This is a genomic window from Thermococcus sp. (assembly GCF_027012695.1).
GTDB lineage: Archaea > Methanobacteriota_B > Thermococci > Thermococcales > Thermococcaceae > Thermococcus.
In genome coordinates this window covers 1-11,336 of sequence record NZ_JALUYR010000040.1, presented here as the reverse complement: position 1 = coordinate 11,336, position 11,336 = coordinate 1, and the positions used below count along the sequence as shown (strand labels likewise).

At 54.3% G+C, this 11,336-nt stretch carries 14 protein-coding genes; 9 read left to right on the top strand and 5 right to left on the bottom strand.

The window, feature by feature from the left end:
* Positions 1-606, top strand: a 606-nt coding sequence (locus tag MV985_RS02300) for a hypothetical protein (protein WP_297460180.1), incomplete at its 5' end; no start/stop codon positions are given.
* A gap of 10 nt (positions 607-616) precedes the next feature.
* Positions 617-1,303 carry a hypothetical protein gene (locus MV985_RS02295; protein WP_297460173.1) on the top strand — a complete coding sequence of 229 codons (687 nt, stop codon included), beginning with the start codon at positions 617-619 and terminating at the stop codon, positions 1,301-1,303.
* Between the two features lie 146 nt (positions 1,304-1,449).
* Here the strand turns inward: MV985_RS02295 and MV985_RS02290 are convergent, their stop codons facing one another.
* The 4 genes from MV985_RS02290 to MV985_RS02275 form a co-directional block, all read right to left on the bottom strand.
* Positions 1,450-1,680, bottom strand: coding sequence for a hypothetical protein (locus MV985_RS02290; protein WP_297460165.1), 231 nt, complete (start codon positions 1,678-1,680; stop codon positions 1,450-1,452).
* A 182-nt stretch (positions 1,681-1,862) separates the two neighbouring features.
* Entirely contained in the window at positions 1,863-3,005 is a 1,143-nt protein-coding gene (locus tag MV985_RS02285) for an RNA ligase (RefSeq protein WP_297460158.1), read from the bottom strand.
* A gap of 90 nt (positions 3,006-3,095) precedes the next feature.
* Complete coding sequence (locus tag MV985_RS02280) at positions 3,096-3,644, bottom strand: 50S ribosomal protein L16 (protein WP_297460151.1); 549 nt, start codon at positions 3,642-3,644, stop codon at positions 3,096-3,098.
* A gap of 74 nt (positions 3,645-3,718) precedes the next feature.
* Positions 3,719-4,879 carry an MFS transporter gene (locus MV985_RS02275; RefSeq protein ID WP_297460143.1) on the bottom strand — a complete coding sequence of 387 codons (1,161 nt, stop codon included), beginning with the start codon at positions 4,877-4,879 and terminating at the stop codon, positions 3,719-3,721.
* 145 nt (positions 4,880-5,024) lie between these two features.
* Here MV985_RS02275 and MV985_RS02270 point away from each other — a divergent pair, with 145 nt between their 5' ends.
* Positions 5,025-6,179, top strand: a complete 1,155-nt coding sequence (locus MV985_RS02270) for an alanine--glyoxylate aminotransferase family protein (RefSeq protein ID WP_297460134.1) — start codon at positions 5,025-5,027, stop codon at positions 6,177-6,179.
* A gap of 26 nt (positions 6,180-6,205) precedes the next feature.
* Positions 6,206-6,973: a hypothetical protein gene (locus MV985_RS02265; RefSeq protein WP_297460125.1), complete on the top strand. Its 768-nt coding sequence runs from the start codon at positions 6,206-6,208 to the stop codon at positions 6,971-6,973.
* On the opposite strand, the gene MV985_RS02260 is transcribed toward MV985_RS02265, so the two are convergent.
* A complete protein-coding gene (locus MV985_RS02260; protein WP_297460118.1) occupies positions 6,974-7,555 on the bottom strand; it encodes an ATPase in 582 nt (193 codons plus the stop codon).
* 190 nt (positions 7,556-7,745) lie between these two features.
* Here MV985_RS02260 and MV985_RS02255 point away from each other — a divergent pair, with 190 nt between their 5' ends.
* From MV985_RS02255 to MV985_RS02235, 5 genes are all read left to right on the top strand, one after another.
* On the top strand, positions 7,746-8,657 hold the full coding sequence (locus MV985_RS02255; protein WP_297460112.1) for an asparagine synthetase A: 912 nt from the start codon (positions 7,746-7,748) through the stop codon (positions 8,655-8,657).
* Positions 8,658-8,830: 173 nt separating this feature from the next.
* On the top strand, positions 8,831-9,499 hold the full coding sequence (locus MV985_RS02250) for a DUF257 family protein (protein ID WP_297460189.1): 669 nt from the start codon (positions 8,831-8,833) through the stop codon (positions 9,497-9,499).
* Positions 9,496-10,197 (top strand): DUF257 family protein, encoded by a 702-nt coding sequence (locus MV985_RS02245; RefSeq protein ID WP_297460104.1) that lies wholly within the window; start codon positions 9,496-9,498, stop codon positions 10,195-10,197. The genes MV985_RS02250 and MV985_RS02245 overlap by 4 nt, the downstream gene beginning before the upstream one ends.
* On the top strand, positions 10,194-10,502 hold the full coding sequence (pbp11, locus tag MV985_RS02240; protein WP_297460096.1) for a tRNA-binding protein Pbp11: 309 nt from the start codon (positions 10,194-10,196) through the stop codon (positions 10,500-10,502). The genes MV985_RS02245 and pbp11 overlap by 4 nt, the downstream gene beginning before the upstream one ends.
* 9 nt (positions 10,503-10,511) lie before the next feature.
* A partial coding sequence (locus MV985_RS02235) for a TatD family hydrolase (protein ID WP_297460082.1) occupies positions 10,512-11,336 on the top strand: 825 nt, incomplete at its 3' end.

The window sequence follows — 11,336 nt, the reverse complement described above, 5'->3', positions numbered from 1 at the left end:
GATATCAAAAAAGCCAGGGCGTTCTGCAGACTGCCCGATGAGGCAAAGTTGAAAATCATCAGAAACAGACTCCTGCTCAGTGTGTACCTATCCAACGCTCGTTGCTCGGCCCTTAAGCAAAGGGAAATGAAACCTGTAATAACCGCTTCTTCAGGGGGCACCTATTCATGCAGGGATGGGACAGTATACGCTTGGGGGATACCAACGAAAGAAAAGCTGGGAGTTTCTTACTGTTCATGGAGAAAGTCAGGATCCCCCTCATCGTGCAGTAGAGAAAAGGGGGTAGCGTGTCTCTGGGGCTGCACGAACGTTGATCCAAAACTCGGATGGTCAGGCAACTATAAATATTTCCCTGACCTGGACAGCTTTGTTAAGGAGGTAACAAGCAGGGGTTACCACAAAACCGATCGGTATGCTGCCTATGGCATATACGGGCGGGACTTCACAAGAGAAATTGGATACGGATACCGCTACGAGGCGAGATACAGTCCAAAAACTCGCATGGGCTACGTGGAGGGTCCTGAGCCCAATCCTGAAAAGAACTGGTACGGTTTTCTGCACAATTTCTGGCCGACACTTGTGAAGCGCTGGCACGATAACTGCTGAGGTGATTCGCGTGAAGCGCTCTAAGACTCTGTACTCTGCCATTCTTATCTTTTTTCTGTTGGTAGCCGGTGGGACATATTACCTCTACGGTCGGAGTCCTGGCAATACGGTGGAACCCGAGATAAAGTTCAACGCCACCAACCTTAAGCCCCTCACTTCAAACCTTACACTTGTGTATAAGTCGCGCGAATATTCCGATGGGGGTCTGTTCGGGAACAGGGGGCTGGTCGAGAACTCAACGAGGATCTTCACAGTGTCCATGAAGGGGAGAGACCTTGTTATGGTTGAGAGGTTCCGGATCGAGTGGTGGCGGCCCGATCACTCGCTTCAGGAGGGGACCAACCGTGCCGAAATAATCAATTCGACACCAATAATATATCAGCCGGACGGTTCCATCTTCGTTGAGGGGGAACGGGCTGAAGTCGAACTCTTCAGGATTGGATATCCGTACTCCCCTGTATTCGAGCGGCTAAAGGCTGAAAAGGGTTACACTCTCAAGTTATGCTGTGCCAACCTCACCGTGGAGGACGTGAGGATCATCAACGGGAGGGAGTGCATTATAGTGAAAGCGGAAACTGAAGATGCCACTCTCAAACTTGTAATCGACGCCAAGACGCGCCTGCTTCTTTGGAACTACGGGGTTTCCAAAGAGGTGGAGGGATCATGGTGGGATGACTGGCTGGTCTCTTCTAAATAATTTCCCCCACCATTATAAACCCCTTTTCATTATTCTCAACCGTAGGCCACCACTATTCCGTCCGGCTCATCAACGGCCCTTTCAATCTCGCCCTCGCTTACCCCACACTTGTCCTTCTTCAAAGCCCCTCCTTAGAAACTCGGCGCTCAATTCAGGATCAAAGCGCTCGAGGGGCGTGTCGGGGTGGTACCTGTTGAAGGGTGGAGCCTCTGGATCGTGTTCTGAAAACCCCCGTCGGCTTTGGCCGGATACTGGGTCTCGTCAATCACGACCACGAGCCTTTTCTCGCTATTTCCGGCGGGGTACGTGAAGAAAGCCCCCCGCTCCGCACCGGGCTTTCCCGGGAAAGGGTCGTTGAAGTGGTTAACTAACCTCAACGAGAAGTCCTCTAGGTTAGTCTCGTTCCCTCCTCCCATAGAGAATTATCATCTCGGCTTTTCCCGAGCGATATCTCTCCCCGAGGAAGTTCAGCTCCGCCTTCCTGTCAACGAACTTACTCGTGAGTATCTTATTGGCAATTTAAAAAAGCACATGCCTCCAAAAACAAAACGGAGAAACTTCAGTCCACGAAAGCTAAACCGTTCCACAGCTCCTTTATCTCCCTCGTCGCGTCGGGATAGACCCTCTTGAATGTTATCCTCCAGTAGCCATTCTTTAAATCCTCGATGTCCTCTATGCGGATTCTCAGGCCCATCCTCTCGAAGTGGGCGACCATTTTATGGGCGGTGCTTATGTTCCTGACGCGGACTGTGAAGGTCTCCTCGATTTCATGGCCCTGGGACACCTCAACGATGCTTTCCACAAGGGGTTTAAGCAGTGCCTCCCCCAGGGATTTCGCGTATTCCTCAAACTCCTCGCCTTTAACGTGCCTCTCGGCCAGGTAGAAGGCCACCCTGCTTATCCTTCCCATGAAGTAGCCGTGGGGAAGGTCGAAGAATATGCGCGAGCCTATCTTTATGTCGTTGATGTTGGCGTGGGGAGTTACGTACTTGGCTATCCTCTTCATGTCGGGGGTTTTCATTACAACGCCTTCCCTACCCTCTTCGCTCAGCTTTTCGATGAGCTCCATGAGTTCGTCGGTTCTTGTTCTATCAAAGAGGCCGAAGCGCTCAACCTGTGGGATTTCGTACTCTTCAGCCAGTTTATAGCGCTCCTCAACGGGCAGACTTTTTCCTCTTTCCCTCTCCCAGACATCGAAAAGGAAGAACTGAATGTCCTCCTTTACGTAGGGCGGCCCCTCGACGAGGTACGGACTTTCGGGTCCGGCCATCTCACCCACGAGAATTAGCCCTGGGTGATCCTCAAAGAAGTCCTCGTCTATGAAGTCGGTGATCCTCTCGGTTGTGAAGGGGCAGACGAAACCACCCCTCGTGAGGGCCAGAATTTTGTCTTCGACCTTAACGACACGCACATTGTAGCCGTCAACCTTTTCCTCCACGTAGAACGGTTTGTTCTTGAATATCCTCTTCACTCCATTCCCAAGCTGGACGATTCTCTTTATGTGGGGAAAGCCAGGGACCACGGTTCCGTCCCCGAAAACCACGGTTCCCCGTCTGAAACCTCCTGCCGAATCCCGGAATCTCACGTACCGTATTCCCTCAAACTCGTTCTCCTCGATTCCCCCTTTCCCCTCGAGGACCTCGAGCCTCTCCCGGGGTAGGCCGAGCCTGATGAGCAGGTCTCTGAAGTGGGAGCCGACCATTCAACCACCGGTAAAGGGTAGGGCGTCATCGTTAATAACGGTTGTGAATTGAGAAAAGATGAAGCGCCGGAAAAGGGGAAGGGAAGAGGCTCAGCGCTTCATGGTCGAGAGAACCTTCGTGGTAACGTCGTTGCCCTCGCCGTCGTAGATCCTGTAGTAGGCCGGGTAGGGGAGCTTCATCTTGGCCCTTCTCATGGCCTCGAGGGCGAACTTTAGGTGGTTCTCGTTGACCCAGACGGTGAGGATCTTCTGGTCCTTCTTAACCCTAGCCGCTAATCCAATCGGCTTTCCGAAGGGTCTCCTCATACCGTTTCCGTAACGGTCGGCCTTCCTTCCGGTGGCCATCGGGTTCTCTCTAAGCACCTGGAAGGGGAAGACCCTTATCTTGAAGTGATAGTTGCTCCTTCCGACGTTCTTCTGCAGGTACCTGTTGACCTGAATACGAATGGCCTCGAGGGCGTTCTGCCTTATCTGCATCGCCTGTTCCGCCTGAAGGCTGACTTCGTACTGGAACTGGGCGGAGAGGTTGCCCATGTCGAAGATCGTTATCTTGGGTCCCGGAGCACCGCGTATGTACTCCCTTCTCGTGTAAGCGGGCTTGTCAACGTCCCTATCAATCTTAGCCGGTCTGAGTCCCATACTCTCACCTCCAAATGAGCGTAAGTCGGGCCTAACTTTAGCTTGCCATCGCTTTTATAAAAGTTTTGGAGCCCTCATTCCATCTCCCCCGGATGGATTCCCGCCCAGAGGAGGGCGAGGGAGAAGGGCAGGAAGCTCAGGAGCGCAAGGTTTAGCGTCACAGTACCCTGGAGCTCCCCGAGGGAGTAGGCAAGGCCGAAGAGCATTCCCCCCAGGAAGGTTGAGAGGTTCTGGACGCCGTTGACGCCGCCTATCGCGAGTGACGAGCGTTGGTGAGAAGCGAGGATTTTCCTCGAAATCGGCCGGAAACTCTGGAAGGAGAACAGGGCCAGGAATATACCCAGAAAAACCGTCGGGGCAGTTTTCACTGCCGCAAGAAGCGGCGAGACTGCTGCCAGCACCGAGGTCATTGCCACCGTTCTCCTCTCACTCCCCACATCGGCCATCCATGAGACGACGTAGCTCAGCATCGCCGCCAGGAAGCTGGCCCAACCGATGAGTGTGGAAGTCGTTGCCCTGTCCAGTCCGAGCGCCTCCGCGACGTAGACGTAGGTTATCTCGCCGGAGGTGAATGCAACTATTACCGACATGAGGGCAGCGATGAGGAGGATCCGCCTGGGATCGAGTGACGGCTTTTCACCGCCGGACGTTTCCTTTCTGCGCGGGGTTATCAATCCCCGGAGGAACGAGTAAGCCAGGGCCATCAGAAGCCCCGTGACTATGAAAAAGACAGAGGAGATTCGCATCTGTGTCGGGAGCCCGAGGTGAACGGTATAAGCGTAGGCGTAGTTCCCGAGCAGGGCGGCGATGCTGCCTGAAAAGAAGTATATCGCAGTGACCCTCGCCCTTATCGCCCTTGGGGTGGTGACAGCTATCACGAACTGGGCTATCGGCCAGGCCAGTCCGTTTAGAAAGCCGTTGAGGAGCTTTATTCCTGCAACATGAACCCATGTGGAGGCCAGGGGATAAAGCTGCACGGCGATTGCATTACCGGCCATGGCCAGGGCCCCGAGATAAACCAGGGTCCTGTTCTTCTCAAGGAGGAGACCACCGAAAACGGATGAAAAGGCCCTCGCCAGGACGAAGGACATTGAGACGATCGAAACAGCCAGCATGCTCGCCCCCAAAACGTCGCGCGTGTAGAACGCTATGGCGGGAGTGGCGAGCCTGAAGGCGAGGGTTCCTGTGAACGCCGAGACCACTAGCAGGATTACGCCAATGAACCTCCTTTCCATCGGATCACCCCCCAGACCTCCGCGGATCACTTTAAAAGCGTTGGGAGGTCGAAGGTCCTTCATCTAACTGCCCCATGTGGAGAAAAACCTGCGGTCGGGGAGAACCCTTTTATAGAGGCCCGGAGAAATAGGGCCGGGTGATCCAATGGAGCTCAGGTTCGACATGGATTACGAGGACGCTTATCGGGAAGTCTACGAGATGGTGAAGCCGAGGTACAAGCTCTTCACGGCCGGCCCTGTCGCCTGCTTTCCCGAGGTTCTGGCAATAATGTCCACCCAGATGTTCAGCCACCGCTCGGCCGAGGCCAAGGCCCTCCACACCGACACGCTCACGAGACTCGGAAGGTTCCTCGAGGCCGGGAGGGGAGAAATAATCCTCTTTCCGAGCTCGGGAACCGGCTTTATGGAGGCCGCCGTCAGGAATACGGTACCGAGGGGTGAAAAGGTCCTGGTCACGGTCATAGGAGCCTTCGGAAAGCGCTTCGCCGATGTTGTTGAGGCCAACGGCAGAAGGGCGGTAATACTCGAGAAGGAACCGGGTCAGGCCATCAAGCCGGAGGAACTTGACGACACCCTGAAAAAGAATCCCGACGTTCATGCCGTCACAATAACCTACAACGAAACCTCCACCGGCGTCCTCAACCCGCTCCCCGAACTGGCCAAAGTGGTCAAAGAACACGACAAGCTCCTCTTCGTCGATGCTGTATCTGCTATGGGCGGTGCCGACATAAGGTTCGACGAGTGGGACATTGACCTCGTCTTTGCGAGCAGTCAGAAGGCCTTCGGTGTTCCCCCGGGACTGGCGATGGCCGCTGTCAGCGGGCGCGTTTTTGAGATAGCCGGGAAGATGCCGGAACGCGGCTGGTACTTCGACCTACCGCTTTACCGGAAGTTCAACGAAAAGAAGAAGGGAACTCCATCAACCCCCCCGCTGCCCCAGATCATGGGGCTCAACGTCGTCCTCAGAATAATCGAGAAGATGGGTGGAAAGAAAAAGTGGCTCGATATGTACAGGAAGAGGAGCGAGACCATCAGGAACGGAGTTAAGGAGATGGGCCTCGGAATTCTGGCAGAGCCAGGTTACGAGAGTCCAACGATTACTGCCGTCGTCGTCCCGGAGGGAATGAGGGGAATAGACGTTTACAACGCCATGCGCGAGCGCGGTTTCGAATTGGCTAAGGGCTACGGGAGTGTCGCAGAGAAAACCTTCAGGATCGGGAACATGGGATACATGACCTTCGAAGACATCGAGGAGATGCTCTCCAACCTGCGGGAGGTAGTGGAAAAGCTTAAGGGCTGATACCCTTCTTTCCCTTTAGTGAGAGCATGGTTTCAAGAAAGTGGATGGCCACATGGCTGGTTCTGAACTTTCTCATCTTCTGGTTCGTCGGATTAACATCAAGTGGCTATTCGATGGAAGGCTACCTCCCCGGTCAGAGCGAGAAGGTCGAGAGGTACATACCGATCGTCTACGCCAGACCCGACGACATGCCCATGGGGATCCTCTACATGGTCGATTACGACGGAACTATACACTACTACATCGTCTGGGAGGACGAGTACTTCTCCAACTCGCTCATAGACAAACTCTACCGCTTCTTCAGGGGACTCGTCTACGGCGGAGCGACGCAGGACATAGAGGTTGTCAAGGTTAACCCCAGCGAGGGTACGTTCTACTTCCAGACCCATGGCCACACTGACGTGCATGGCAAAATCCTGCCCGATGGAAGTTGCCTCTGGCTGGAGAAGAACCTGGTGATACCCAACTGCACGGAGAATGAGACTCACATCAGGGTCTACGTTGTGACGTGGAACCACATGCTCTCCCTGCTTCCAGAGGATGGAACGGTCAGGGCCCGGCTGAAGATCAGACACATGACCCCCGATGACTACGTTGCCCTGGGAATGTTCAGGAGGACGCAGTACAGCATGGCGGGGATAACCTTCAACTCCCTCACCCTCGCGGTGCTCTCGACAATTGCATTCAACGGGGTATTCTACTGGGCGTGGCGGAGGGGGTATCTCACGCGGGAGGGCCAGAAAAGGGTCATGGATGAACTCAGGAAGAGCCTCGGGCGGAAAAATAAGGAATAACTACCGCAGGGGGACCAGTTTCCCATCCTTCACCGCGTAGATTCCCCTTATCTTCCTCGTTCCCGTCCTCCAGTCCCTGCCGAGTTCGACTACCACGTCGAAGCGGTTGAAGGTCTCATCGTCAATACGGAGCCAGTGCTTAACCTCACCCTTTATGTCATCGGTAAGTGCGAGTGATGTCACTATGAAGGCGTAGTCGTCTATGAGCTCCCTCAGAAGCCTCGCGACATCTATGGTGTGAATGGTGTCTATGACTACGTAATCCGGGTTTATGGCCTTTATTCTCGAGATAACCTCAGACGTTCTCACATCGAGGGGTCTGCCATCGAACTGAGTGTCAATGACGACGATGTTCGGCTTGAAGGGCTTGAACTCGCCGTAGGCGGTTACCACGACAACCTTCCTGTCGTCGGGAATGAAGTTCATCAGCGCCTCAACGAGCTTCGTCTTTCCGGAACGGCTTGAACCGACGATGAGGATATCCTTCTTGGACAGTATAGCCTCCCTAAGAGTCCCAAGCTGCTCTTCCGTCGCCGCCCCGTAGCGAACGAGGTCTTCTGGCGTGAATATATAGACTCCCATTTCCAATCACCGGGGAGAATTCTCGGCGATCGTTATAACGATATCTATGTCACCATCCAGAGTGTGTCAATTCAAAGCTCCAACTCGGTCATTTATTCGGGAAAGTCACAAAATAAATGTCATATTTTGACTAAAATCCAAACTTTTTTGCATAAGAGCCATAAAGGGAAAGCCCAGTGACAAGAATCGGGTGGTTGATATGAACGCTCTCCAAATTGTAACCAGGAAAATTGAACCGACAATCGAAGTCCAGACGAAGGTTATTGACTATATGACGAGATACATGGTGGAGAGGGGCTTCAAGTGGCTCCTTCCAGTGATGCTCAGCTCAATAACCGATCCTCTGTGGCCGGATCCTGCCGCTGAGGAGGCCCTGAGGCCGCCGGAGGTCGAGGTCTACGGCTCCAAACTGCGGCTGACCCACAGTATGATACTCCACAAGCAGATGGCAATCGCGATGGGGCTGGACAGGATCTTCATCCTCTCACCTAACATCAGACTTGAGGGGAGGAGCGCCGATGACGGAAGACACGCCTACGAGTTTACCCAGCTCGACTTCGAGATCGCCGGCGCAAGCATGGACGACGTTATGGGCCTCATCGAAGGCATGATAAGCGGCCTCTTCAGGGAGGCGAGGAGCTGGGGACTCGAAAGGGAGGTGCCCAGGGTAAGACCGCCCTTCAAGCGCTTCACCCTTTGGGAGATAGAAGAAGAGTTTGGAAGCGAGGAAGAGGCCAGCAGACTAATGGAGGAACCCTTCTGGATAACTGACATCGAGAGGGAGTTCTACGACAGGGAGGATCCGGAGAGACCCGGCCACTTCAGGAACTACGACCTCTATCTCCCGGAAGGCTACGGTGAAGTTTCCAGCGGTGGCGAGAGGGAGTGGGAGTACGAGGTGATAGTCAGAAAGATGAGGAAGGCAGGGATAAGTCTTGAGGCATTCAGACCCTATTTGGAGGTTGCAAAGGCAGGTTTACTGAAGCCAAGCGCGGGAGCGGGAATTGGAATCGAACGCTTGGTCCGCTATATAGTGGGGGCCAAGCATGTAGCGGAAGTGCAGCCATTCCCCAGGATACCCGGAATCCCGGCAGTTATCTAACAAGATCCCCCATCTCCTTTGAACTGATTGGCCCTCACGGATCCAGAACCGGATTGGGAAACCCCTTTTCATTTGTACTTCCAAAGTCAGGTTTTGTTGTACAAAAAACAAAACAGTTCGGGAATTACAAAACGCTTATATCGTGTTAGACGGACATTAAAACGGTGAGAAATATGGAGTGGAAACGGGCCTTTGAAATAGCCGATGCAATCCTGCCCGGCGAGACGGTTCTGGTCGAGTACACGACCTCCTACCTCCCGGAATTCTTCCTCAAGTTCTTCGTGGAGTACTCAAGGGAGAGAAGGATCCCCCTCCTTATAGACGATGACTTCGACTCCCTTCACACCATCCTGGCGCACGCGAAGTTTCTCGAGCTTGAGATAGACCTGGACGATGTATACGTCCTGAAAACGGGGGGAAGGATCGAACTCGGAAACATAGTCGCCAGGGTCCCCTTCCATCCGGATCCAAGGGTCTACCTCCGGAACTACGAGGAGGCGAGCATTAAGGCCCTTGAAAGGATTCCGGCCCCCTTCATAAACCTAGTTCTGGGGCTGGAGACCATATTCTTCCCGGTTAGAAGCCCGCTGGAGCTCTACCACATTCTCCTGTCCATCCAGAGGTTCGTGGGCAACAGGAAGAGGAAGGCTTTCTACCTCATCAACAGGGCCGTCATGGAGAACCTGCCCCACAACCCGCTCCCGGAACTGGAGCGGATAGCCACCACCCTGATGGTGCTCAAGCCCTACCATACCGGGGCTGATCTGTCTATCAAAAAGGCAGTCAACCCCGTCCTGAACGGGATGAAGACCAAGGTAGACGCGGGAAGGTGGTCGGGATGATGAAGCTGTATCGACCCGTGCTCACGACACCGGAAGATGTTGAGGATTTATTCAGCAGGCTGTGGCCAGGGGGAGTTGTCCTAATTGAAAACCGCTCCACCCTGGGGGCGGAATTCATCCTGAGTTCCTTCGTCCACCTGTCAAGGAACTCCGGAAAGGTCCTCATCATCGAGGACATCTTTGATACCCTCCCCCTCTACACCGCCCACCTGGACCTCATGGGGGTTGGGGTTGACTGGTCAGAGGTGAGGGTTATCAAGGTCGGTGGCAGCAGGGAGGTTGGCAACGTCGTGGGGAGGATAAGGTTCGAGAACAACCCCTACGTTTACCAGAAGAAGCTCGAGGAACAGCTGGAGAGGGCAAAACCCAGCGGCCCCTACGTTCATCTTGTGCTCGGTCTTGAGCGGTTGCTGGCCCTCCAGGAGGGGACTCACAACGCCTACTCGCTCTTCAACCTCATAAGGCAGAAGGTCGGCGACGAGATCAGCACGACGGTTTACCTAGTGGAGGAACCCGTTGTGGAAGGCCTGAGGTTCAATCCCCTTCCAATGCTGGAGGACGTGGCCACGTCCGTGGTCGAGCTCACTGACGAGGATGAGCTGCTCAGAATGAACCTGAGGAAGTCCGTCTTCACGCTCCTTCACAACAGGACCCGGATCCTCCTCTCGGCCAGAGAAATAATGCGGTGGTATGGGTGAACCCGCTGAAGAGACTCCTCGGAAGGACCGGAAAGGAGAATTTGGTCTCGAGGAAGCCCTCGGGCAGGTTTCAGGTTGTTGGCGTGACACATCTTCTTGGAAAGCAGATACTCGGGGGGATAGTCCTGGATGGTATCCTGTACCCGGGCTACAAGCTTAGGGGCGGAGGGGTGGCCCTGATACGGGAGATCCACATCCAGAACAGGAAGGTGGACTTCGCGGTGGAGGGCGATCGGGTGGCGCTGGTTCTCGAAGGACGGCTCGAGGTCGGGGAGGGAGAGGTAATAGAAGTCTACCGCTCGTGAGGTGATGATATGATAATCCTCGACGACCACTTCCACGTTGACCCCTTCAAAGGCCTCTTCCTTGAGGCTGTCAAGCAGTTTCACAGAGCTGGCGGAACTCATCTCGTCGTTGTCTACAAGACCGCCCACGACTACGGCTTTCCGGGATTGAAAGCGGAGGACTTCATGAAGGCGATGGACTTTCACATTGAGCTTGTCGAGAGGATAAACCGCGAAACGCCGGTGAAAGCTTTTGCGGTGGTGGGTGTCCACCCGGCGGAGTTTGTCCATCTGGCCGAGAAAAAGGGTCTCCAGTATGCCAAGGACGAAGTTATGAAAGCTCTGGAATACGCCCAGAAGCTCTGCTTTGAGGGAAAAGCGGTAGCGATAGGGGAAATCGGGAGGCCTCATTTTGAGGTTAGCGAGGAAATATGGAATGCCAGCATCGAGCTGATGAAGTACGGTATGAGCCTGGCAAAAGAAGCCGACTGCGCGGTTCAGCTCCACACGGAGAGCTTCGACGAAGCTAAATTCAGGGAGCTGGGAGAATACGTCAGGGAGGTTGGCATAAAGCCCTACAGGGTGGTTAAGCACTTCTCACCGCCACTGGTGAAGGTGGCCCAAGAGGTCGGCGTCTTCCCGAGCATAATAGCCAGCAGGAAGAACATCGAGGAGGCGATAAAGCAGGGCAACAGGTTCATGATGGAGACGGACTACATAGATGACAAACGCCGTCCCGGAGCCGTTTTGGGGCCGAAAACCGTTCCGCGGAGAACCAAGGCCTTCCTTCAGAACGGCATCTTCACCGAGGAGGACGTCTACAGGATTCACGTGGAAAATCCGGAGAAGGTCTAT

What these genes read in the sequence shown, in the direction of transcription:
- MV985_RS02285 (WP_297460158.1), bottom strand. Translation starts at nt 3,005, where the DNA reads ATGGTCGGCTCCCACTTCAGAGACCTGCTCATCAGGCTCGGCCTACCC.
- MV985_RS02280 (WP_297460151.1), bottom strand. Translation starts at nt 3,644, where the DNA reads ATGGGACTCAGACCGGCTAAGATTGATAGGGACGTTGACAAGCCCGCT.
- MV985_RS02275 (WP_297460143.1), bottom strand. Translation starts at nt 4,879, where the DNA reads ATGGAAAGGAGGTTCATTGGCGTAATCCTGCTAGTGGTCTCGGCGTTC.
- MV985_RS02270 (WP_297460134.1), top strand. Translation starts at nt 5,025, where the DNA reads ATGGAGCTCAGGTTCGACATGGATTACGAGGACGCTTATCGGGAAGTC.
- MV985_RS02265 (WP_297460125.1), top strand. Translation starts at nt 6,206, where the DNA reads ATGGTTTCAAGAAAGTGGATGGCCACATGGCTGGTTCTGAACTTTCTC.
- MV985_RS02260 (WP_297460118.1), bottom strand. Translation starts at nt 7,555, where the DNA reads ATGGGAGTCTATATATTCACGCCAGAAGACCTCGTTCGCTACGGGGCG.
- MV985_RS02250 (WP_297460189.1), top strand. Translation starts at nt 8,831, where the DNA reads ATGGAGTGGAAACGGGCCTTTGAAATAGCCGATGCAATCCTGCCCGGC.
- MV985_RS02245 (WP_297460104.1), top strand. Translation starts at nt 9,496, where the DNA reads ATGATGAAGCTGTATCGACCCGTGCTCACGACACCGGAAGATGTTGAG.